The organism is Pseudomonas sp. DW-iso17, assembly GCF_058725345.1.
Window position 1 is genome coordinate 648,788 of the sequence record NZ_JBZXEA010000011.1, and the last position, 23,185, is coordinate 671,972.

17 protein-coding genes are annotated in these 23,185 nt (G+C 54.2%); 5 read left to right on the plus strand and 12 right to left on the minus strand.

The annotated features are described in order from the left end of the window. Positions 1-54: 54 nt before the first annotated feature. Both AC4PS6_RS10860 and AC4PS6_RS10865 read left to right on the plus strand, forming a co-directional pair. Complete coding sequence (locus tag AC4PS6_RS10860) at positions 55-1,080, plus strand: hypothetical protein (RefSeq protein WP_011953109.1); 1,026 nt, start codon at positions 55-57, stop codon at positions 1,078-1,080. Positions 1,081-1,207: 127 nt separating this feature from the next. After that, positions 1,208-1,432 (plus strand): hypothetical protein, encoded by a 225-nt coding sequence (locus AC4PS6_RS10865; protein WP_010951451.1) that lies wholly within the window; start codon positions 1,208-1,210, stop codon positions 1,430-1,432. Positions 1,433-1,524: 92 nt separating this feature from the next. Here the strand turns inward: AC4PS6_RS10865 and AC4PS6_RS10870 are convergent, their stop codons facing one another. The 5 genes from AC4PS6_RS10870 to AC4PS6_RS10890 form a co-directional block, all read right to left on the minus strand. Further along, complete coding sequence (locus tag AC4PS6_RS10870) at positions 1,525-3,522, minus strand: heavy metal translocating P-type ATPase (protein ID WP_010951452.1); 1,998 nt, start codon at positions 3,520-3,522, stop codon at positions 1,525-1,527. A 202-nt stretch (positions 3,523-3,724) separates the two neighbouring features. Then, positions 3,725-4,048, minus strand: a complete 324-nt coding sequence (locus tag AC4PS6_RS10875; protein WP_003253432.1) for a DUF2790 domain-containing protein — start codon at positions 4,046-4,048, stop codon at positions 3,725-3,727. Positions 4,049-4,210: 162 nt separating this feature from the next. Continuing rightward, positions 4,211-7,372 (minus strand): CusA/CzcA family heavy metal efflux RND transporter, encoded by a 3,162-nt coding sequence (locus tag AC4PS6_RS10880; protein WP_010951454.1) that lies wholly within the window; start codon positions 7,370-7,372, stop codon positions 4,211-4,213. A 24-nt stretch (positions 7,373-7,396) separates the two neighbouring features. Next, positions 7,397-8,647, minus strand: a complete 1,251-nt coding sequence (locus AC4PS6_RS10885; RefSeq protein ID WP_010951455.1) for an efflux RND transporter periplasmic adaptor subunit — start codon at positions 8,645-8,647, stop codon at positions 7,397-7,399. 68 nt (positions 8,648-8,715) lie between these two features. Further along, on the minus strand, positions 8,716-9,987 hold the full coding sequence (locus AC4PS6_RS10890) for a TolC family protein (protein ID WP_010951456.1): 1,272 nt from the start codon (positions 9,985-9,987) through the stop codon (positions 8,716-8,718). Between the two features lie 404 nt (positions 9,988-10,391). Here AC4PS6_RS10890 and AC4PS6_RS10895 point away from each other — a divergent pair, with 404 nt between their 5' ends. The 3 genes from AC4PS6_RS10895 to AC4PS6_RS10905 all read left to right on the plus strand — a co-directional run bounded on the left by AC4PS6_RS10895 (position 10,392) and on the right by AC4PS6_RS10905 (position 13,340). Next, complete coding sequence (locus AC4PS6_RS10895; RefSeq protein WP_003253422.1) at positions 10,392-11,735, plus strand: OprD family porin; 1,344 nt, start codon at positions 10,392-10,394, stop codon at positions 11,733-11,735. Between the two features lie 489 nt (positions 11,736-12,224). Then, the gene (locus AC4PS6_RS10900) at positions 12,225-12,899 is read left to right on the plus strand and encodes a heavy metal response regulator transcription factor (RefSeq protein ID WP_003253420.1); all 675 of its coding nucleotides are present in this window, start codon (positions 12,225-12,227) and stop codon (positions 12,897-12,899) included. Between the two features lie 117 nt (positions 12,900-13,016). Beyond that, positions 13,017-13,340 carry a hypothetical protein gene (locus AC4PS6_RS10905; protein ID WP_010951457.1) on the plus strand — a complete coding sequence of 108 codons (324 nt, stop codon included), beginning with the start codon at positions 13,017-13,019 and terminating at the stop codon, positions 13,338-13,340. A gap of 101 nt (positions 13,341-13,441) precedes the next feature. Here AC4PS6_RS10905 and AC4PS6_RS10910 read toward each other — a convergent pair whose 3' ends face one another. The 7 genes from AC4PS6_RS10910 to AC4PS6_RS10940 form a co-directional block, all read right to left on the minus strand. Next, positions 13,442-13,969 carry a hypothetical protein gene (locus AC4PS6_RS10910; protein WP_012269855.1) on the minus strand — a complete coding sequence of 176 codons (528 nt, stop codon included), beginning with the start codon at positions 13,967-13,969 and terminating at the stop codon, positions 13,442-13,444. Between the two features lie 189 nt (positions 13,970-14,158). Further along, entirely contained in the window at positions 14,159-15,586 is a 1,428-nt protein-coding gene (locus AC4PS6_RS10915; protein WP_196997244.1) for a hypothetical protein, read from the minus strand. A 51-nt stretch (positions 15,587-15,637) separates the two neighbouring features. Further along, positions 15,638-16,039, minus strand: a complete 402-nt coding sequence (locus AC4PS6_RS10920) for a hypothetical protein (protein WP_153428583.1) — start codon at positions 16,037-16,039, stop codon at positions 15,638-15,640. Positions 16,040-16,737: 698 nt separating this feature from the next. Beyond that, a complete protein-coding gene (locus AC4PS6_RS10925) occupies positions 16,738-18,507 on the minus strand; it encodes a TnsD family Tn7-like transposition protein (RefSeq protein WP_235865619.1) in 1,770 nt (589 codons plus the stop codon). A gap of 15 nt (positions 18,508-18,522) precedes the next feature. After that, on the minus strand, positions 18,523-19,974 hold the full coding sequence (locus tag AC4PS6_RS10930; RefSeq protein ID WP_492180803.1) for an ATP-binding protein: 1,452 nt from the start codon (positions 19,972-19,974) through the stop codon (positions 18,523-18,525). Beyond that, on the minus strand, positions 19,971-22,139 hold the full coding sequence (locus AC4PS6_RS10935; protein WP_492180804.1) for a TnsB C-terminal domain-containing protein: 2,169 nt from the start codon (positions 22,137-22,139) through the stop codon (positions 19,971-19,973). The genes AC4PS6_RS10930 and AC4PS6_RS10935 overlap by 4 nt, the downstream gene beginning before the upstream one ends. Then, complete coding sequence (locus AC4PS6_RS10940) at positions 22,136-22,990, minus strand: TnsA endonuclease N-terminal domain-containing protein (protein WP_492180805.1); 855 nt, start codon at positions 22,988-22,990, stop codon at positions 22,136-22,138. Before AC4PS6_RS10940 ends, AC4PS6_RS10935 begins: the two co-directional genes overlap by 4 nt. Positions 22,991-23,185: the final 195 nt, after the last annotated feature.

Genomic DNA, 23,185 nt, shown 5'->3' on the forward strand with positions numbered 1-23,185 from the left:
ATGAGTGTCCGGTTTCATTAGACCACTACAAACGTCGCTCATTAGGGGATAGTCATGTCTGCAAAAAAGCTGCTTCAACCTCTCGCTGCTCAGCTGCACGCCTCGTTCTCGGCTTCTGGCCGCCCGTACTCTCATCTGCACCTCCACCAGCTGTTCCACGCGGCCATCGGCTCCGTTGCACCGCAAGTTGCCATCCAAGACAAGCTGCCAATTCAGGTCTGTCGTGACAACGAGACACGGCAGTACAACCTCTACGCGGCGGTCGAGCGGGCGAAAACGTGCTTAGGATTGACCGATCTTCAAGCAGTCGGTGTGGCTGAAGAAGTCATTGAGGTGCTACGAACTGCGGGAATCGGCGTGAACCAGGTTCGCCTGCTCCTTGACCCCTCCTTCAGCTCGAAGACTCGCAAAAAGGCCTTCAAGGCTCTCTGCAAGAACCTGGATCTGAACGAGCTAGGCGATCGCTTCGTCCCCAAGACTGCCACGTTGGCCATCGCTGCTGGTATTGCGCCGCCTCCCAAAATGTCGTGGAAGGATCGCTTCGCCCTGGCTGCAAATTCCCCCATGCGGGGGCCAAGCGAGCTCATCAGCATGGTCAACCGGGATGAGTGTTATCTGTGGGTATTCCCACCGACTGACCATCATGCGACGGCTCCAGCGACGCATGACCGTTTCTTTGGTGAAAAGACCCACCCGAGCGCAGAAATGGGCATGGGGTTCAGCATCATCGATTCCGGCTGGACCCGCCCCAAGTACCCGCTATCCAGGCAGTCACAAGAGACCTTCATCCAGTATTCGCTTTCTGCGCCGATGTGGTCCTGGCGCGCACAAAGTGACACCTGGCGCCTGGGAAACATCCTGCGTTCAAGAATCCTTGACGGGGCTCCTTGGCATAACGAGCCTCTGAGTGACGTGCTTCCGAGCGGCCTTAAATCCCTGCCCCGGATCTATGGGTGCGAAACCTGCCGAACGCTGTTCATTGAGAATCACAGCGACTACCCGGATGTACCCACTCAGTGCCAATGCGGTGAGGCGAGCAGCACGGGTGACCAAAACGAGTCATCTGCTCTCAATAGCTGATTTTCCTTACGGTGGCGGGCTGAGCCCCCCGTTAGGGATTGGCTATGGGAGCGGGATTCGCTCACCCCAAACCTGAAGGCGCCGCCACCTAACCGAGCGATATGAGCTGAATGCTCGCGGAGTAGATATGCAAAAGAGTAAAAACAAACAGGACACCCTGGCGGCGATCAATGCGCTTGTCGAGATTGCGTATGATCAGGGATTTGCGGACGGACACGGAGTCGGCAATCAAGTCGGTTTCGTAGCCGGTGTCATGAGCCTCAAAGCTGCATTGGCCTGCGGCTTACGGCATGGCTCACCTGAGTGCGGAAAGGCCCTTGAAAGCCTCAAGCGCATCGGGATCGACGAGTGAGAGAAAAGTACGGGTCGTGCGCTGATCGCGCACGACCCGTACTTCTACTTCAGGTCATTTCCCTGCTTAGCTTCATGATTGAAGCTCAGGGATCAGGTGCTTCTGCGGTAGGCCAACAGGCGCAAGGCGTTGAAGACGACCAACAGTGTGGAGCCCTCATGGATCGCAACAGCGGCACCAATGCTCAAGCCCATGATGGTGGACGGAACCAGGATGGCCACAATCCCCAAGCTGACGAACAGATTCTGGTGGATGATCGATCGCGTGTGACGGCTCAGCCCCACCGCAAATGGGAGTTGCCTGATGTCGTCAGCCATAAGCGCGATATCAGCCGTTTCCAGGGCAACATCAGATCCAGCAGCCCCCATTGCGATACCAACGCTCGAACTGGCCATGGCAGGGGCATCATTGACGCCGTCACCCACCATGGCCACCTTGGCGCTAAGGCGCAGGTTTTTGATGGCCTTGACCTTGTCTTCCGGCATCAGGTCTCCCCACGCTTCATCTAAGCCAACTTGTTTGGCTACAGCCTCTGCAACGCGGTTGTGGTCTCCAGAAATCATGACCATGCGTTCGATGCCCATCTCTCTAAGCTTCTGGAGTGCCTCTTTGGCCCCCTCCCGGGGTGTGTCCAATAGCCCGATAGCGCCCAGATCCTTGTCAGCACGCCGTACCACCATGGTGGTACGGCCTGACTGACGTAGACGCTCCGCAGCCTCCAGGGCTGCCTTGCTGAGTGCGGGAATACCATTGGTACCGAACATCTCGACCTTGCCAATCCAGACGAACTGCCCATCAAGCTCAGCACGCACGCCGCGGCCAATCATGTTGCTCATGTTCTTGGCTTGGAATCGGCGCCGTGTGCCAATCATCTCTTCACCGTCACGCACAATTGCCGCAGCCAGCGGATGGTCGCTCATCGACTCCACAGCGATGGCGACGTTTAGCAGATCCTCGATCTGCGTGCCGCCTATGGGTATTACATCGGTGATACGTGGGCGCCCTTCGGTCAGGGTACCGGTCTTGTCGAATGCCATGGCATTCAATGATCCAAGCTCTTCAAGTGGCGCACCGCCCTTGATCAGCACGCCACCTCGGGCTGCCCTGGCGATGCCAGAGAGAATGGCGCTTGGTGTAGCGATCGCGAGCGCGCAGGGGCTGGCTGCAACCAGTACGGCCATCGCCCGGTAGAACGAGTCACGGAACGGCTCGTCAAGGAAAATGCCGGCAAATAGCAGCCCGACTACCAGCAGTAAAACCAACGGGACGAATATGCGTTGGAAGCGGTCCGTGAATCGCTGGGTCGGTGACTTCCTGACTTCGGCTTCACTGACCATCTTGATGACCCGCGCCAAGGTACTCTCCGTAGAGCGCCGGGTTACCTCAACCTCGATGAGCGTTTCGCCATTGATGGTACCGGCGAAGACTTTCGAGGCTGCATCCACTGCATCTGGCTTGCTGCGTGCGAGTTCGGCATCAGGAACAGGTTGCTTGTCCACGGGGACGCTCTCACCGGTTACTGGCGCCTGGTTGATACTTGAGGAGCCTACGACTACAAAACCATCGGCCGGCAGGCGGTCATTGGGGCGCACGATGACAACGTCACCGGGAACCAGCAGCTCCACGGGCATCTCCACCGTGCCATTTGCTCTGCGTACGATCGCGGTGGCTGGTGCGAGCTTGGACAGTGCCTCAATCGCTTTCTTGGCCCGCCCCATCGCGTAGCTTTCAAGGGAATGCCCCAGACTGAACAGGAACAGCAGCAGAGCCCCCTCCGCCCAGGCGCCGATGCTCGCGGCACCGACTGCGGCGAGAAGCATCAGCGAGTCGATCTCGAAGCGTTTCTGACGGATGTTGGTAACCGCTTCCTTAGTGGTGAACCATCCACCGAACACGTAGGCCGACACGTACAGAATCAGAGGCAGACGATCAATCAGGCCAAGTTTTCCTGCGAGAGCTCCGGCACCCAGGAGAGCACCACAGATCAGCGCGAAAATCAGCTCTGTGTTCATTCCAAAAATGCCGCCATGCTCATGGCTATGACCTTCATGCCCGGCTTGGTCATCAGGGCGTTCAAGCAAACTCTTCATAACTCGTCCCTTCTGGGGTCAAGGCTTCCAATTGCCCTCTGCAGTTGGGGAGCCGTCTCTGTTGGTTGGCTAAGATCTATTGCACGGTTTGCCCGAGCCCAGGCGTTAACATTTCGAAGCTATGGGGTATCGGGCGTAATAAAAAATGCCAGGCACTGCCTGGCATTTATGAATTCTCTAATTGTTCTGTTCAAATCGTTTACTACTTGTTGTTGATGCATTGCGAATACATCGAGTAACGAACAGTCTTGAGCGTGCCCTGGGAGTCCTCGAAGGTCATCAACCGTGGATAGACCTGGCAGGTACGGGGGTCCTGCGACTGACGTACGAATTTCGCAACGTCTATCTTCATGCCATATTTGTAATCCTGAATCTCTGGCATTGGCTTGCCATTTTTCTCCGCGTACTTGGCCACTGCGGTCTGGTGTTCCTTGGTGTATTGAAGCTGCTTGCTCTCGGAGAAAGTGTTGGCCTGCGAAGCCACCGAGAAAACAACAAGTGCAGCAGCGATAATTAGCTTTTTCATAAAACCCTCTCAATTTCAAAACTTCTCGGGCGTAACCTTAGCAATGCATAGGCATCACCGGCATGACGAGAAACTTACAATTTTGAAAGGTAAGTGCATCTACTTCACTTTAAACAAAAAAGCCCACAACACGTGTTGTGGGCTTCTCTTTAGCGGAGGCTGTTAGCTAACCACTTCGGCCTCGTCGCCGTCTTCATCCTTGCGGTGTGCCCAGTGATACAGGGCAGGCAGTACCAGCAAGGTCAGTGCGGTGGAGGACAGGATCCCGCCAATCACCACCGTCGCCAATGGCCGCTGAACTTCGGCACCGGTGCCGGTGGCCAAAGCCATCGGGATGAAGCCCAGGGACGCTACCAAGGCTGTCATCAGAACAGGTCGCAGACGGGTCAATGCACCTTCATCGACTGCCTGTCTGAGCGTTCGTCCCTCCTCCCTTAGCCCGCGGATGAAGGCAATCATCACCAGGCCGTTCAGTACTGCAACGCCGGACAGTGCAATGAAGCCGACACCTGCCGAGATCGACAGTGGGATGTCCCGCAGCCACAACGCCACAACACCACCGGTGAGTGCGAATGGAATACCGGTGAAGACCAGCATGCCGTCCTTCAGGTTGTTGAACATCAGGAACAACAAGGTCATGACCAGCAGCAAGGCGACTGGAACAACGATCTGCAGGCGTTTGGCAGCCGACTGCAGCTGCTCGAACTGGCCCCCCCAAGTCGTCCAGTAGCCCGCAGGGATTTGCACCTTCTTGTCCAGCGATGCGGTCGCCTCCTCAACGAAGGACCCCAGATCGCGGCCTCGAACGTTGGCGCTGACGATAACCAGACGTTTGCCGTTCTCGCGGCTGATTTGGTTCGGGCCCAGTTGCAGGTCCAGATTGGCGACCTGGGACAGCGGGATGAAGCCGATCTGATTGGCACCCTGTGCCGCATTGGCAGGTACCGGGATCAGCAAGCTGGACATACCCGCTACGTCGGTGCGAACGGTCTCTGGTAGGCGTACTACCATGTCGAACCGACGGTCGCCCTCATACAGCGTGCCGGCCTGACGGCCACCCACGGCGATAGCGATCGAGTTCTGAACATCCGCGATGTTCAGGCCGTAGCGTGCTGCTTTTTCGCGGTCAATGTTGATGGTCAGCACCGGCAGGCCGGATGTCTGCTCAACTTTCACTTCCGATGAGCCCGGGACCGCTTTGAGCGCTGCCGCGATCTTGTTGGCGGTGTTGTTGAGCACGTCCATGTCATCGCCGAAGACTTTCACAGCGACGTCACTACGCACGCCCGAAATCAGCTCGTTGAAACGCAGTTGGATTGGCTGCGACAACTCGTAGTTGCTTCCTGGAACACCCGCTGCGGCCTTCTGCACTTCAGCAATCAGCTCATCACGAGGCTTCTTCGGGTTAGGCCACTGATCCTGAGGCTTGAGCATGATGTAGGCGTCAGAGGCGTTCGGCGGCATCGGGTCAGATGCAATTTCTGCGGTACCCGAGCGTGCGAACATCCGCTCAACTTCAGGCACCTGCGCAATCACCGCTTTCTCCAGACGCTGCTGCATCTCGACAGATTGAGTGAGGCTCGTTCCAGGCACACGCATGGCCTGCATCGCAAAGTCACCCTCACTGAGGCTTGGGATGAACTCGCTACCCATACGACTTGCCAGCAAACCACTGAGCACGACCAAGGCTACTGCGGCCGAGAAAGCGATGTTCCGATGTCCCAGCACCCATTGCAGAACCGGTTCATAGCGCAGTCGAGCTGTGCGCATGACCACGCCTTCCTCTTCCTTCACCTTGCCAGTGACGAACATGGCAATAGCTGCAGGAACAAAGGTAACGGACAGGACCATTGCACCCAGCAGCGCCATCACAACGGTGAAGGCCATCGGGTGGAACATTTTGCCTTCGACGCCGGTGAGGGCGAAGATCGGCAGGTACACCACCATGATGATCAGCTGACCGAAGATCAGCGGCCGGCGAGCTTCTCGCGCCGCGGCAAAGACCTCGTGGAAGCGTTCGGTTTTGGTGAGCATGCGGCCATGCTTATGTTGCGCATGAGCCAGTCGACGGATCGCGTTTTCTACAATAACCACGGCACCGTCGACGATGATGCCGAAGTCGAGTGCCCCCAAACTCATTAAGTTGGCACTGACCTTGTTGTTGAACATGCCTGTGAAGGTGAACAGCATGGACAGCGGAATCACCATCGCGGTGATCAGAGCCGCACGGATGTTGCCGAGGAACAGGAACAGAATGGCGATAACCAGGATCGCGCCTTCCACCAGGTTCTTCTTCACCGTCGCGATGGCTTTTTCAACCAGGTTGGTACGGTCGTAAACAGTCACAGCCACCACGCCCTTTGGCAGGGTGCGGTTGATGTCCGCCAATTTGGCGGCGACAGCTTGAGATACGGTGCGGCTGTTTTCACCAATCAGCATGAACACGGTACCGAGCACGACTTCGCGGCCGTTCTCAGTAGCAGCACCTGTACGGAGCTCTTTACCGATGCTGACGTCAGCAACGCTGCTGATGCGAATCGGTGCACCATCCACACTGGTGATCACGATGTTGGCGATGTCTTCGATATTGCCTACCTGACCCGGTGCACGGATGAGCAACTGTTCACCATTACGCTCGATGTAGCCGGCACCGACGTTGGCGTTGTTACTTTCCAACGCTGCGACCAGGTCATTGAGTGTCAGCTTGTAGGTAGCCAGGCGCTTTGGATCCGGCGCAACCAGGAACTGCTTGGCATAACCGCCGATGGTATTGATCTCGGCCACACCCGGGACGTTACGCAGCTGAGGCTTGATGATCCAGTCCTGGATCACGCGCAGGTCGGTCGGGGTGTACGGCGTACCGTCCTCTTTGACCGCGCCATCTTCGGCTTCAACAGTCCACAGGAAGATCTCGCCGAGGCCGGTAGATACCGGACCCATGACGGCCTCTACACCTTCTGGCAGCTGTTCCTTCGCAACCTGCAGCCGCTCGTTGATCAACTGGCGGGCAAAGAAGATGTCAGTGCCATCCTTGAAGATCACGGTGACCTGAGACAGGCCAGAGCGAGACAGGGAACGGGTCTGCTGAAGGCCCGGGAGACCGGCCATGGCCGTTTCAACTGGAAACGTGATCCGTTGTTCGGTTTCCAAGGGCGAGTAACCAGGCGCTGCAGTGTTGATCTGCACCTGGACGTTGGTGATATCGGGTACCGCATCGATGGGCAGCTTTTGATAGCTGTAGATACCGATACCCGCCATGATCAGAACGGCGATCATTACTACGATGCGCTGCTCGATGGCGAATCTGATGATACGTTCAAACATGAGAAATCATCCTGTCAGTTCGCATCAGTGACCGTGTTCGGCAGAAGCTTTGCCGAGCTCGGACTTGAGTGTGAAGCTGCCACTGGTTGCTACCTGGGCGCCGGCTTCAATACCGTCGATGATTTCCACGTACCCATTGTCGCGGCGACCCAGTTTTACCGGGCGGGTGTCAAAGCCATCTGGGGTGCGTACGAATACCGAAGGTTTGTCTTCAACGGTCTGCACAGCGTGCTCAGGGACCGCTACGGCAACTCGATCGGTCTGGGAGGTGACCGCAATGTTTACGAACAGGCCTGGACGCCAGGCGCCGTTGGGGTTGGTCAAGGTGACGCGGACAGTAGCTGCACGGTTTTGCTCGCCCAGCAGGCTGCCGACATAACCCACCTTCCCTTCGACCTCGACGTTCATGTCAGGCGAAGAGACTTTCACTGCACGGCCAGTCGTGACCTTGCCCAGATCTGTCGGCGGAACTGCGAAGGTCGCCCAGACCTGATTCAGGTCGGAAAGGATGAAGGCGTTGGTCGCCTCGCTGACGACTTCGCCGACGGTCAGGTGTTTCTCCACTACCACGGCGTCGAAGGGAGCGCGGAGCTCGTAACGATTACCGCCAACGGAGTTAACCGAGGCACCGATTGCGCCGACCTTCTGCTTGGCGTTGGCCAAGGAGATCTCCGCTTCTTGCAGCGCTTGGCGTGCTTGGAGGTAGTCTTGCTCTGCAGAGATCTTGTCCTGCCACAGTTGCTTCTCACGTTCGAAGGTCACACGCGCCAGTTCGACGCGACGCTGTGCGGCCTGTTGTTCGCTGCGCAGGTCAGAGATCTGCTGGCTGGCGATTACCGCGAGGACTTGCCCTTTCTTGACCGTCTCGCCCAGGTTGGCCTGGACAGCCTCAACAACGCCAGGAACACGAGGAACCACGTGGGCAGTACGATCTTCGTCGAAGCGAATTTCGCCAGGGAAGCTCACGACGGTACCGAGGTCACGAGGCGCTGCAGCTTCCAGGGCAACACCAGCGGCCTTGATCTGTTCAGCGCTGAGCGTCAGCTTGCCCTCTTCTTCACCGCCCTCTTCGCTGTGGCCTTCTTCACCATGGCCCTCATCACCTTCCTCTTTGGCGGCAGATGCGGCTTTCTTTTCGTCGCCATGGCCATCGTTAGCGCCATGCTCGGCAGTACTGGCGGCCTGCTGTCCGGAACTGTTGTTCCAGGCAAGGCTGCCAAATCCGAGGGCTGCCACAGCGGCTACCGCGAGGGCGATCTTGCGTTTGTTATCCATTGCTACTCCTGCTGATCGTAGGCACCGGCTTGTTCAAGGCTGTGTGCCGAAGAAAATGTTTGGCCCGTTCAGCGAGTGCCGGCGGTTGAGCCGACTTCGCCATAAACCCTTTCCACCTGCGCACGCGCATTGGTCGCCGCTGCCAACGATTCGAGGTATTGGCCACGAGCGACGATCAAGGTGCGCTGGGCATCCAGCACTTCGATGAAACCGAATTTGCCCATCTCGAAGCCGCGGGTTGCGGTCTCTACGGCTTGTTGGGCTGAAGGCAGAATGGTCTTGTCGTAGGACTCGACCTCCTGCATGGCGGTGGACCATTGGTTCAACGCGGTTTGGGTTTCGGTGCGCAGGCGCAGCTCAACAGCATTGCGCTGGTCCCGGGCCTGATCTGCACGACGAGAAGCGGAAAGAATGTTGCCCTGGTTACGATCGAACAGCGGCAAAGGCATAGACAGGCCCACAGTGTTGACCCGCTCGCGCACAGAGCGGTCGTACTGGCTACCTACACTGACAGTAAGGTTCGGGATACGCTGAGCTTTCTCTGAGCCGAGCGAGGCATCGCTCTTGTCTATCTGCACCACGGCCTGACGCATTTCTGCTGTTTGGTCGAGCTTAGCCAGCAGATCTTCAGTGCGAGGTGGCAAGCCCGGGGAGAGGGTTGGCGATTCGAGTCGATCAAACACGGTGACTGAGCTCCCGGTAATTTGAGCGAGCTGTTGGTAAGCGGTCGCTTTTTCCGTTTCTGCACGTCGAACTTGCAGCTGGGCTTCGGCCAGTTGCACTTGAGCGCGGGTCGCCTCCACTGGGGACGACTTACCTGCGCGAACACGGCCATCGACGATGCGAAGACCGCGCTCAGTCAGTTCGAGAGATTGCTTGGCCAGGTCGAGACCTGTCTGGGCCCGCAACGCGGCGTAAAAGGCTTGGACGACATCTGCACGCAGGCCGTTAACGCGACGGTCTAACTCAAGCTGTGCGGCGGTCTGCCCGTATGTGGCGACGTCAACACGAGCCCCCCGCTTACCGCCCAGCTCAAGGGTCTGGCTGAGAGAGACAGTCGTCTGGCTGGTGTTACGACGGGTGTCTTCCACGTCATACGAGATTGTGGGGTTGGGGATAAGCCCGGCCTGCTTGCGAGCACCATCAGCGATCCCAATTTCTTGCCTGGCCGCGGCCAGGTCTGGGTTGGCATCCATGGCCGTCGAAAGCGCCTGGGGCAAGCTGATGCTTTGGGCAAGGGCTGCAGGCGCCATCAACCCAGAGATGACTGCACAGAGTGCAGCGATCTTCCAGGGCGAGACGGGGGTCTTGGGTAAGACATTGCGGTTATACCGGGGCACTTTGATGGTCCTCGTGCACAAACTTCGATAAAGCTTGGCGAGAACGCCGAAACAGCTGCCAAGCCCCACTTGATTAGGTGATGGCACTCTAATGAGCGGTAGCTATCAGAGGGGTGGCTAGAAAATTACAATTTCGTAAGAAAGCTTTGTAATGCCCGTAAATACTGGGAAACCCAACCCGACACGATGATTTCGATACAAGCAACAGAGATGGCAAACACGCGGTGCGAAGGTGCCGAATAACAGGTAGATGACGAAATTGTAATTGTCCTATCACCCTCCCGTTATCTTCGGCCTGCAAATATGAGCTCGCGCTACGCTAGGCGCGCCGCCGGGTCAGAACAACTAACGACACCCGCGCCGGTAAACATAATAAAAACTGCCGTGAATCAAAGGAGCATCGGATGAAAATCAAAGTACCACTGTATTTGGCGGCAGTTTCTGCGCTGTCTGGAAGCTATGCTATTTCGGCACAAGCTGAAGACAAGCCAGAAGGCTTCATTGAAGGCAGCAGCCTTACAGTGTTGAACCGTAACTTCTACTTCAACCGTGATAACCGCGACAGCACCGCCCCCACTTACAACAGTGGCAAGGGCAATACGAACGGCTACTCCGAAGCCTGGGCGCACGCGATCATCAGCAAATTCAACTCCGGGTTTACCCAAGGTACCGTTGGCTTTGGCGTTGATGCCTTTGCCATGATCGGCCTCAAGCTCGACACCGGTGATGGGCGCAACGGCGGCCGTAGCTCCTTCGACGTGCTGCCCGTTGATAACAAGGGTGAAGCTCGCGACGAATACACCAAGGTCGGCGGCGCAGCCAAAGTCCGCTTGTTCGATACCATCGTGAAAGTGGGTGATGTCTTCCCATCGACCCCGGTCGTCGCATCGGGTGACTCTCGCCTGCTGCCAGAGAGTTTCCGCGGTGTGACCGTTGAGAACACCAGCATCCAGGGCCTTACCCTCCAGGGTGGTCGTCTGCATGCGATGAGCCAGCCGGTCTCAAGCAACCTGAACGACAACTTCGTGACGTTCTACGGCGGCCCGGTCAACTCGCCATGGATCGGTTACGGTGGCGGTGACTACTCGATCAACGACAACTGGACTGTGAGCGTCTACGCCAGCCAGCTGAAAGACGTCTGGAATCAGTACTACGCCGGCACAAGCGTGGTTTACCCGCTGAGCGACGATCTGGCGCTGATCGGTGGCTTCAACTACTACAAAGCCGTAGATGAAGGTAAGAAGCGCCTGGGTGAATTCGACAACAACATCTGGAGTGCCAAGGTCGGTGTGCGTTACGGTGCCCACACCCTGGCCCTGTCGCATCAGCGCAACAACGGCGACGACGATTTCGACTACCTGCGTCAGTCGGACTCGATTTTCGTCGACAACTCCATCCAGTACAGCGACTTCAACTCGCCGAAAGAGCGTTCCTGGATGCTGCGCTATGACCTGAACTTCACCAGCTACGGCATTCCAGGCCTGACGTTCATGACGCGCTACGCCAGAGGCTCGGGTGCGGATTACTCGAACGCTAACCAGTTCTACATGCGCACCGACGACAACGGCAACCCGCTCGACAATCAGAAGCGTTGGGAGCGTGACGTCGAAGTCAAATACGTTGTCCAAACCGGTCCGGCAAAAGATCTGTCCTTCCGGTTGCGCCAGGCAACCACGCGTGCCACTGCTTTCGAATCGGATCTGGATGAAACTCGTGTAATCATCGAGTACCCGCTTTCGATTCTGTAATTCGCTAACTGGGCCAGTTATCCATTGGCGGGTCCTGTTAGTAAAACGAGCATTACGCATTCACCTTGAGTGGCTTAAGTGCTCCTTTGGTAAAAGGTGGATATTTGGCGCCCATTGGGCGCCTTTTTTTTGCCTAAAATTCAAGTAGGCGTTCGATTGTACGCATCGCATGCCGGTGAAGTTCATGACTACACCAATGACCAGTCTCTTCAATGTGAGCGACCTCGCCGTCATCTGAGCGGAACGAAGCCAGCACAAAGAAGAAAATAACCCAATACTTCATAAGGTCAAATCACCTGCTGGAGAGAGGGCCCGCAACTGTCAAACCCAAACCGCGACAAGATATACCGCCAGACTATCAACTGTATTACCTAGAAATTACAAATCCGTCATTTGAGCCCCGGCACGCTCATTTTGATTTACCATCCCTTTCAATAATGCCGGCGCGCGTGCGCGGTTAATTGCTCAGTGATATCGAGACAAAATCCCATGCGAATTCTGGTAATTGAGGATGAAGTAAAAACTGCGGAGTATGTGCGTCAAGGTCTGACGGAATGTGGCTATGTCGTAGATTGCGTCCACACCGGGTCAGATGGATTATTCTTGGCTAAGCAGCACGAATATGAGCTGATTATCCTGGATATAAATCTGCCAGAGATGGACGGTTGGCAGGTCCTTGAGTTGTTGCGTCGTAAAAACTGCCCTTCCCGTATCATGATGCTGACGGCGAGAAGCCGGCTGGCGGATAAGGTCCGGGGGCTGGAGAACGGAGCAGATGACTACCTGATCAAGCCATTTGAGTTCCCTGAGCTGCTGGCCCGGGTTCGCGCCTTGATGCGCAGGTCAGATCACCCTGCATCCGTAGAGGTCATTCGCGTCGCTGACCTGGAGCTTGATCAGAGCCGGCACAGGGCATTCAGGGACGGTCAGCGCATTGACCTGACCACGAAAGAATTCGCGTTACTGCATTACCTGATGCGTAATACCGGTGTGGTGCTGAGCCGCACCCAAATTATTTCGCAGGTTTGGGATATGAATTTTGACTGCGACACAAACGTTGTAGAGGTGTCGATTCGAAGACTCAGAGCCAAGATAGATGACCCTTTCGAGACCAAACTGATACATACGCTTCGGGGCGTAGGGTATGTGCTTGAAAAACGATAGTTGCCAAGCTCTCTAGTACCGAAAATCCGCTACATGCTCCCGTCGCTTGCGAACTTGAGGTTTCTGTTTACGATCCGCGGCGCTGATTCCTCACTCAACAAATGAGGTAGGCTGTACATGAGGTATAGCATTGATTATCAGCAGGTTTCGCAAGGACAATCCGATGCCAGCATTGATGCCTGTCCAGCTGACATTGTCTTCAACAGCGACCATGGCCTAGCTCTTATCCCGTGCGTTGGCGATGTTATCAACCTCCCCTCTACGGCGGTCAAAGAAGGGGTTTGCGGCATCGTTAGATCAAGGATTTTCAATTATCTCAGAGGTCCTGAAGAGCTGTACTGTCACGTCAATATTCTCGTTGAGGAGGCGGACATCAATTTCGAAAGTCTCATCTCGGAATACATGCGCAATCAGTCACGTGCTCGCTCGCCTTCTTCATAAAGTCGAAGGCGGGCCAGTCCATTAATGGTTGTGTATGGGTGAGGGTTCAGCAGAGCGAGCGCCTACTGAGCACCAGAGATGAATAGTCACAGCCTAGTGGTTTAACGCGGTACTGCTGGTGTACGCAGGGCCGGACTCATTGTTTTTTGAATGGCGCATTGCAGCACATAGAAATATAAAACCCCGGAAGCAAATACGATTGCGGACAGATAAGCAAACTCAGAGTCTAAAACCCCGGAAACCATATACAATTTAATCGTGATAGAACCCATAATAATTCCGGTACAGTACATGACGCCTGTGAACTGATTGCCCAAAAAACTCAGTATGCCGCTGAAGGCATTGTTCGCACTCAACAGCATTGCTTTCAGTATCGTCCAGCCGAGAACTGGCAGAAAAGCCTTGATCATGAAGGCGAATAACATCGACGATGCAAACAGTTTTATCGGGGTTTCTGCCCACGGCTTGATGGTGCCGTCTACTTCAACGCCGGTATACAAGATGATATTCAGAATAATCGCCATAAGGGTGCATATGCCGAGGCGTATCATTTCCCGCTTAAGCGGGGCCATCATTATCACTGCGTGAATCTTGTTTCCAAAGTATCGTTTTAGTCCTTGGATCGACATTTTTCTTCCTATGCTCTCGGGTATGACGCTGTTGTAGCGTTGTATGACGGTCATGCTTTTACCCGAAGAGAGGTGACGCTTCAACGGTCCTGAATTGCGCAGGGGATCTCATGTCCTTCCCCTGGCTGGGTAGCTTGCTGAGAAATTCTCATCTACCTGCGTGGCAACGATGCGGCCACCCCGCCGCCGTCAGAGCTCTGGAGGACTGGCTGCTGTCAGCAACTCATCGAGTGACGGAACCTTAGCGTTTGCACTGAGGACGAGTGTTCTGGATCGGAGTATGGATACATCAAAGAAAGATTCGCACTCGACTCTTCCGTTTACTTCTCTCCAGTGGGTGACTTCTGGTATCAACTCATTAGGCACCGGGTATAGTGCCATAGGGTTATGGAATACCTCCACTTCAGCAGACCACGGCTCGTAGCCATATTGCGGCCAGAGCTGACCGTAGTCGCTGGACGCTACATCCAACAGAAATGGGATACCTCGTGATGCTCCCGGAGAACGGTCGAAAAACTCACCAAACCGCAAGTATCGGTACCCGTCTAGATGAGCTCCACCTGAGATCGGCACTCGGCTGAGCTTTGGCACTGTGCAGGCATTGGTGAAAATGACCGCTGAAAGATGGGCATTTTCCATTAGCGTAAATAGGCCGTTGGGGCGCCCTGATAGCAGAGATGTCTCTTCCTCCACAGTTATCAGGTGCGTACCACGATGCGCAGATGAGTGAACTGCAAAGCCATAGAGATAGCTGATGAGCGACTCCCTGCTCCACAGCATTGAACTGGGCGCATGGAAATCGGCTAAGGCCAGAATGAGCGGCTTACCCTCCACGTGCGGTAGGGATTCGTAACGCTTGTCCAATTTGTTTTGGATGGTCCTCGCAAACCTTTCTGCAGCCGCTCCTAAGAAACGCTCATGTCGGTCAGCGGGTGGGGGGACCGGCGAGGCGCCAAAATGCTCATACCGCTCTTCCGGGTTGGCTGTCACTGCTTCAACCCAGGCCTCATCTCCCAGCCTATTCTCGATGTGAAAATCGGGTGATTCTTTAGGCTGGGTGACCAAGAGTCCCTGTTCACGAAAAATCGCTAATAGGTGGGCTTCCCAGAGGCGGGTGTGAAAATTCTCAGTCTGGCAATCGGGAACCCAATTTCTGTCTGGGGATGGCAGTGCGAGATACAGTTGATTCAGCGCCCACGCCCCAATACGGCGGCTTGGATCAAATAGTGATTTGAACACCACGCTTGGTGTGCGCTTACCCATTCTGCTTAGAGGAGCACGTCGTCGTTCACCTGAAGGGAGTGGAAGCGGATGGGCTTGGGTATAGAGAAAATGGCTGATTGAGGCGCGGGCTTCGGACTCGCCAGTGGTGCACTCACCATGGCTGAGGAGCACCCACACGCTATCGACACGACGCCGCAAGGTGACAATTCCGAAGCTGCCGGAATTGATATTTCGGGTTAGAGCGGCACAAGAAATTCCGTCCTCACTAAGCCATGCCCCTACTGGCGGGCTGTCCCCAAACCCCAACCCTCGTGGAAGCGACAAAGCGATTAGATCGAACATCGGCGCAGCAATTTCTTTCATTCGCTGATCTCGGCAGTCGTCAAAATGCATTCCATCAATGCCTCGGAGCGTGCCCGCCGGCGATGGCATCGGTGGAGGTACCTATTGAAGAAGGGGGCTTTGCTCCACCAGGACGTCTCGGTTGGTGAAGATGGTCTCAATGGTTGCAGCCTCGGCAGCCACATGAGTCTTTCGCGTGATCTCTTCAAGGGCCAGTTCGAGCCGGTAGTCTTGGAAATACTCGTACAGCTTTTCAGAGCTCTCGGATATCTCCTCCCCACCATTTTTTGCGAACAAGATGTGGATGATCGCTGCGAGTGGGAGGGAGATGTCGAGATCCTTCTCTTCTGCATCTGACTCCGAGTTCAAACCGTCGAAATACCTCTCCAGATGATTCTGGAGCTCCTCAAGCCAGAACTGAGATAGGTTGCTAGGTAGGGAGCTTTCAGGCCCGGTCAGAAGGACTTCATCTCTGAATAGAGCCAGCAGATTGGGGTTTGCCATGGAGGACCTCACGATTAGATTTGAGAGCAACTGGTCAGCATAGTCCACCTCAAGATGACCACCTCCTTGACGCCCATCCTGGTGCTCCTGAGCATCAGACGAGTGAATCGCCCCGAAACCTGTAGATACAAAATGACCGCTTCTCGCCGTTAGCTGCCTTTCTTGAAGGACAGCTTTGGGTCGATAGCGGCCTTCGTGGAGGTTGGTGTCTACGGGGTCGGTTTAGTCATTCTGAATCTCCGGTTTCACCTCCGTGAGGCCGGCCATCGTCATGCATCAGATCTTGATTGACACGCGTGCCGCTTTGGATAGCCTTGCAATTGAGGGCTGCAACTGCGCATTTGTCGGGCCTGGGTACCAGCATGAGCCCCCGCAATTTTGGCAGCAGAGGAAGCTGGTTCCTCTGAAGTAGTGACGGCGGGCATTGCCAGTCGGATTCTGAACCCAAGGTCGCCAGACTAGGAGCTAAAGGATCGCTGCGACTACTCCTCATCCCTTACCGAAAAGTCACGCGTCGGTCGTAAACGGCCCTTTCCAGGCCAATCAACTTTTGTGATTGGTGAGTAGGGATTTCTCGGCTTTTCTGTGAAAAGCACCCCTTCATTTCACAAAAAAAATGGCGAAGATTCCAATTTCACGGGGTCTGGCCTATCACCTATTTTGTGAACCTACACTTCTCATATCGCGACCTGCGTAGCTTAATGCCAGCTATTTTTGAGAAGTAAACGGATTTTTGTCGAATGCCCTGTGGCACAAAGAGTTGAATGCGGGGTGTCGAATGGTGATTTATTACCGGCTGGCTCACACGTTAACCGTATGCTCGCGAGCCTGTAGAGCGAAGAACGCGTCACGGGCTTGCCCTCCGAGAGCAGTTTGCGCCTAGCCCACCGTAAACGCCGTTCGTGAAAGCTTTCAACTGATTCACATACCTTGTCAAGCGCTGCTGCACAGAGAGGAAGCTTGCTGAGCTGCTTTTCGAAGCGAGACAGAACATGAAGTTCTCTCCCAATTCTGGTACGTGACACGCGAACCGGCTTACCTTTAAAACCATAGAGTACATCAGCACACTGCCGTACTTCCCCGGCTAGTCTGTTATCGAGAGAAGCGAACATCTCTGAACTATTGATTCGGGGCGCGCGATGGATACTTGGGTTTTTAGTTGATCTCGACAGCCACTGCTTGTCATTTCGATATAGCCAAGCGTACCCCTTGCACGCATGTGCTTTTTGCAAACGGTAATCTGCCTCGAAGACCCTGCGTCTTGCACATAGCTGAATTTGAAATCGAGCCTTCCTCCAAGCATCTTGACCGCCAGGTACGCTGCGGATGCGGCGATAGACGTACGCCAATGAGACGCCTAAAACGGCAGCAATCTTTTTGGCATCAGCTCCCTCAAGGGCATGTTCCCATACAGCGGTCAACGAACAGTCCAGTCCTTCACTCGACGTCTCCGGTATATCGCGCCTAGGTAGCCGCATGTGTGTTTTCGGACCAGACGCCACTTCCCGCTCCAGCGGGCGTTGTTCATGCAGCAACCTCGCCATGTCAACGTCCAGTGCACCGGCTAATAGAATGTATTTGAGCGGATGATGAGAGGTGATTGGTTTACGAAGCAGCTTCGTGACCCATGTGGCGGGTGTATCCCCACCGACGTTCCCGAGTACAGCAAATTCCCAATCTCGAGGCAGTACTGTAAAAAAATTGGACATGTGCTGTGCCAGCAGTTGCAGATATAAACGGTGGTTTCCAGAGGCAAGATTAAGCTGTGTTGCCTTTTGCATAAACGTGTAGCGCATCGTATCTGCCGACAACGCACTGACTTCAGATTCAAGAACCTGAAGCGAGCGCAACGCTATATCGTGGAGCGGCGGCTTGCACACCGACGGGATATCAAGAGGTATCGTGTGTGCTTGGACATGCTCGTCACTCGGCAGTGTGAGTTGTCGAGAGTTGCGGCTGGACCAGCGATGATCAAGGATCCTGAGTGACGTGCCGTGATGCGGACAGACCAGCACGCCCGGAAGCATGTGAACCCTATGCCAGTAAGCGACCCCCCGTTGTACCTGATCTTGGGCAATACACTCTTCGCATAACCGCACTCTAGAGGCGAATTCAATACGGCTCGCGTTGACACCCAGCTTCAGCATCAGGCCTTTGCCATCAGCGGTCATCAACGCACGAGCATGTTCTACCTGGCGCATACTCAAAAATGGCGCGTAGTAGGGTAATAACGTGTGGCGCATAAGAATCTCGGCTACTGATAGCTCGGTACCGCTGGGTAGCGCTTCGACAAAATCCCTAAGATGACTTGGGAAGGCGACATTCTGTGAAAATGCCGCCGCCGATTTCAGGCCGGAGAACGCGGCTCGGATACTACGAACACCGCAAAGACTGGCATAGCGAGAAATCAGGCTGTGCAGCGTTTCGTCTGGAAACGCTGTGGGGAAGAAATGGAGTTTAAGGTGCACCTCATCACCCCCTACTTACTCTTTCTGATAAATCGGCGAGAACTCAAATAGATCCTCGTTAAGCCAGTCCGCAGCTCGCAGTGCATCGAGAGGATTGTCGTGTTCACTTAACGATTTAGCCTCTGAGCTTTCCACTGCAGCAGCAACCGGAGATTGGCGCTCTTTCGCGGGAGATGTATCTGCCGGCTTTTCACGGGAAACAACGCTTCGGAGTAAGGAAAGGCGGTCCGCTCGGGCCAACCCGTCGAAAACCATCATTTCGTTCAGTTGCTCCTCAATCGGCAGCAAATCGTCGAACTGCCGCATGCGCTTCGGATCTCGGCTACGCAGAGCCGAAAGGGCTGGCTTGAGAATCTGCATTTTTGAGTTGCTGACCTTCACCAAAGTCTCGGCAGTCAAACACTCGGAGCCACTCTGAACCGCGTATCGCTGACTCAATACCAGCAGCTTGACCAAGAAATCTGTGACGCCTTGGGTGTGCTCATACAGTGTGTCTAAAATTTCGTCGGTCAGCTCAGCGGTCTGCTTGCACCACTGATAGCTCCAAAGATTTTCGACCAACAACCGCCACTCCTCATCATCTTTCTCGAAGCGTTTGAATTCGAGCGTACCGGCTCCACAGACTCGGCGGGCCGTACGCATCACTTCTGAGAACAGGCTAATCATCGAGTTCGTGCCACTGAAAACGACCGGAATACCGATGTTGTTAACCAAGTGCAGAAAAAAATTCAGCATGCTCTCCTTACCACCAGTTTTCGCCAGGTGGAGGTTTTGCAGCTCGTCGATCAACAAGGCGCCGATGAAAAATGTACTCGCCACCTGCTCCATCTGTTGCAGCGCATCATTGATGTTTCGGTGCCTGTAGCGCTTGTGGTAGTCCTTGTCCCCTAGAGCATCCCCAACCGCATAAAAAAACTGCTGGCAAAACCCAGCCAGTGATCCATCCCGAGGGCAGTCAAGCTTCAGCCAAGTAATTTGGGTATGAACAAACTGCCTCCCCTCATAGCGCTCATGACGGATTGTCTGTGGATAAAGGCTCAAAATGGCGTGAAGTGCCGTCGACTTCCCAATGCCGCTCAGGCCGACGACGGTAAATGTCTCTGCGGTGGATTTGAACGCATCGTGGTAACGCTGAGCACCGGATAAAGAATGCAAATGCCGGACGGTAGCGGGCGACATCGGGTTGCGCCCAACATACCCTCGACGGATGAGCAGCGAGAAGAGAGCCTCCAGTTCCAAGTGCAACAGAAACGGCTGTACCACTGTTCTCAAACGGTCGATACAGTGAATTCGAGTGGCTCCTTCGAGGCTCAGCTCTTTCGGATCCACCGGCTGAGGAAAATTCGAGATCAGCTCTATAGCCGTCGCCTCCGAGAGTATTGGAGGCAAAGCTTCAATTAGCGGATTTCCGGCATACTCACGAATATCCTGTTTGACGTAATTGGCAAACGTCTGTGCACCTTTCATTGTGCCTGTCCTGGCCGTATTCTTTTGAGCAAATCGATAACCTGCGCGGTGCGCTCGCCGGCATATGAGTCACGCGCTGTCGATGTCGATTCAGATTGTCGAGAAGCTGGCTCAGCCCTGACACCTGCTGGTACAACCGCATTTTCACGCTCACGGAGCCGTTCTTCGGCGCGGTTTTCGCGGATGTTTCCTGTGGCCTCGGCCTTGGTGGAAGGAGCAGGCTCCAGCTCTCTTTCAGAAAGGGCATTGGTGATGATCTGATGGACTTGATCGCTAAGTTGCACACGGCTTTCCAGCTCAGCTCGTCGGTGAGTTGGTGGTTTCTGGCGATAGGCTTCGAGCAGGTCAAAAATTTCGTCCGAGCGGTAGTTCGCGTAACTGGCATCCGATTGTCGAAGATCACAACGGATAAACTGCTTGGCATCACCCTGGATCCAAATGTGCGCAGCAGAGTTCGGATCGAACCAACACTCTATTGACCAGACCCCCCCTTTGCGAGCTTTGGCAAACCAATTTTTCTCTACGGCCATATCACACACGTAGTGCATACCGCGAAACATCACTCCACCCTTTTGAACGGTCGCGCGCTCTCGGGGCAGGAGGTGGAGGTAAACCATCTCGTCGGGGCGTTTGTTAGATTCGACCAGATCGTTCTCGCAAGCCCAACTCCATATTCCGTTGGGTGTGGGTTCAACGCCGTCATTCATCATTGCCTGCGTCAGCCGGTCAGGCTGACGATGATGCCGGTTATAGTGGAGCACGCAGTTGATGAGGATCTGTGTGAATTCTTTAAGCGTGAGGGTGGCATCGAGCCGGTAGTCTCGCTCGCCTCGCTCTTTATCACGCGCAGCTACCCCGCCAGGTAGCCATCTAATGCCCGTCAGATCATTCAAAATGCCAAACCGACTCTCTACCATAGGCTTCCAATCCGGCCGATATGGCGGGGCAGTGCCCATCTCAATCCCCAAGCCTGACGAAAGCCCTTCTGCTGCAAGTGAGAGCATCTCGCCCCTGTCGGCATAAATCTGGTGGGGCAAGTGGTGACAATCCCAGTCATCTGCGTTGATTTCAACGCCGTTCTGCGCGCAAAACGCGACCTTTGAAGTAAACGCGTTGAATAGCGCCTGCCTCGCCCCATTCCAACTGGGGCCTTCCAACCCCACATAGAGACCAACGATCATTCCGGAAAAGCTATCCACTACGATATAAACTATGGGGCGGCCTATGAGCATCCTTCTAGAGTAGCTGTTGACCAAATAAATATCGGCAATAGTTGCGTCGATTTCAAACTGGTGACATGGTCCACGCAGCCAATCGCGAACAGTACCTGAAAGCGGGCGGCAGTCTTTCAGCCACCTCCTCAAACCTTTACGGCCACGCTCAGTTTCTATTTCGTCAAAAAAGATTTGGCCCCAATATCTAAACTGCCTCAAGCTGGGTATTTCTGAACTCGGAAGCAAATGAAGCTTTTCTTCGCTGTTTTTCGAGATATCTCGAACCGAGTAGAATCTTCTCAACATTTCGTCATATGCGCTCGAAATAGAAGATTTTTTATCTTTCACATAAAGCGCATACCCAACACGAATACACTTTTTATCAACAGTGCTAAGCATCTTGGAAGACGGTGTAAGAACGCCTTGAAATTTAGGCTTTCGACCTGGAGGCTTACTCGGATCATATTTTCTATCGAAAACACCTACCGCTGAATAATTATTAAGCAAGGAGTTTCGGATTTGACCATAAATCCAATAACGGTAAAGAAGCCGATAAATCTTCTTTCGCTGAATCCCCAAGTCTGAAGCTCTTTTGCTAACCAACGGGCCAAATTCCCCCCGTGCGAATATTCGCCCTGGGTAGTCAGGATCTAGCAGAGGGGCAATGATGGCCCATTTTTCGTCTCGGCCCAGCTTGGCTGCCTCGTCCAACTGATCCTCAAGCACAAGCATGAACTCGGGTGTGGCGATGGTCACTGGTTTCGTATCACCACCCGATACCGATCGATGCAGCTCTTCAAGACTAATAGCGTATGGCTGCCTAGGAGGATCAGCTAGGTCAATCACAACAGCCAGGTCATGCATTTCATCAAGGTAAATGAGCCTAACGATCGTACCGATAACTGACGAATCGGTAACAGGCTCAAAAACGTCATTTACGAACAAATTCATGACATTTTCTCCTTCATCGAAATATCGATAGAGTTCTGGATAACTTCGAAGTCAGGAACTAGCCCAGTAAGATGTAGAGGAGAGCTAACCAAGTCGATTTTCAGTCCCTTATTCCAAACCAGATGGAAGAATATTGCTTGGGCGTCGATATAGGAGATGGACAGAAGGGATGCAATTTTTCTTAAACAGGTGGCCAAAGTCCACGGATATTCGCGGCTGTTTGCCAAGCAATCAATAAAATTAGAATGCAGCGATACTTTCATTAAATCACGAGGGAGTTTTGAGTATTTTCTGATTAGCCCAAGGTTTTTAATCAGATCTCGTGTGAAAAACTCGTCTGTGACGATTTTCCAATCGACACCTTGACTCTGCCAAAAGCGCTTTTCAATCTCAAGTTTTTCAAGCGTGCGTTTACTTCCTTTGCCTACTAAATCAGAACGATACTTCACAGTTCTAGCTACCGACTTGAAATTTCCATTCTGGTCCTTAACAGTTAGTAGAAAATCGGTCGTCATCACATAAGGCAGCGTTGTTCTAGGGTACCGGGGGAAGCGTACGTTTATAGACGTGGCTATGGCTTGCGCCCGCTCTGAGGGGAGCAATGGGTATTGTTCACGAATATCCACGACGTCTTCTGAAAATTCACACACAAGGAAGTAAGAACGCTCGAGATCTGACAGCAAGTGATGGATCCTGTCGATCTTGACGCCTTGAATCTTGTGCGAACGACCGATCGAAGGAACGTCCTGTACCCGCAGCCAAGGCACGTAGCTCGCCCCGGCGCCTCCGCCAAATCCATTTGCAATGTGCCGATCAATGTCCTGCTGTGATGCAAACTTACGACCTCGCAACCCACGCCTCCTCAGTCGATGTGGACCGCTTCAACTCTTGCCGAGAAAAAGTCGTAGAAGAACATGACCACCGTAGCGACCGTATTTAAAGCATTTCTAGACTACACCCGCTGAAAACTGAAGCGATGAATCCAGACCAAAGGAAAGCCTGGAATGAAGAAACCCCCGTAGATACGGGGGTTTCAGCCTTGTGTC

Bases quoted from the DNA above. Each gene is read 5' to 3' on its own strand.
- AC4PS6_RS10860 (WP_011953109.1), top strand. From the start codon at position 55: ATGTCTGCAAAAAAGCTGCTTCAACCTCTCGCTGCTCAGCTGCACGCC.
- AC4PS6_RS10865 (WP_010951451.1), top strand. From the start codon at position 1,208: ATGCAAAAGAGTAAAAACAAACAGGACACCCTGGCGGCGATCAATGCG.
- AC4PS6_RS10870 (WP_010951452.1), bottom strand. From the start codon at position 3,522: ATGAAGAGTTTGCTTGAACGCCCTGATGACCAAGCCGGGCATGAAGGT.
- AC4PS6_RS10875 (WP_003253432.1), bottom strand. From the start codon at position 4,048: ATGAAAAAGCTAATTATCGCTGCTGCACTTGTTGTTTTCTCGGTGGCT.
- AC4PS6_RS10880 (WP_010951454.1), bottom strand. From the start codon at position 7,372: ATGTTTGAACGTATCATCAGATTCGCCATCGAGCAGCGCATCGTAGTA.
- AC4PS6_RS10885 (WP_010951455.1), bottom strand. From the start codon at position 8,647: ATGGATAACAAACGCAAGATCGCCCTCGCGGTAGCCGCTGTGGCAGCC.
- AC4PS6_RS10895 (WP_003253422.1), top strand. From the start codon at position 10,392: ATGAAAATCAAAGTACCACTGTATTTGGCGGCAGTTTCTGCGCTGTCT.
- AC4PS6_RS10900 (WP_003253420.1), top strand. From the start codon at position 12,225: ATGCGAATTCTGGTAATTGAGGATGAAGTAAAAACTGCGGAGTATGTG.
- AC4PS6_RS10905 (WP_010951457.1), top strand. From the start codon at position 13,017: ATGAGGTATAGCATTGATTATCAGCAGGTTTCGCAAGGACAATCCGAT.
- AC4PS6_RS10910 (WP_012269855.1), bottom strand. From the start codon at position 13,969: ATGTCGATCCAAGGACTAAAACGATACTTTGGAAACAAGATTCACGCA.
- AC4PS6_RS10915 (WP_196997244.1), bottom strand. From the start codon at position 15,586: ATGCATTTTGACGACTGCCGAGATCAGCGAATGAAAGAAATTGCTGCG.
- AC4PS6_RS10920 (WP_153428583.1), bottom strand. From the start codon at position 16,039: ATGGCAAACCCCAATCTGCTGGCTCTATTCAGAGATGAAGTCCTTCTG.
- AC4PS6_RS10930 (WP_492180803.1), bottom strand. From the start codon at position 19,974: ATGAAAGGTGCACAGACGTTTGCCAATTACGTCAAACAGGATATTCGT.
- AC4PS6_RS10935 (WP_492180804.1), bottom strand. From the start codon at position 22,139: ATGAATTTGTTCGTAAATGACGTTTTTGAGCCTGTTACCGATTCGTCA.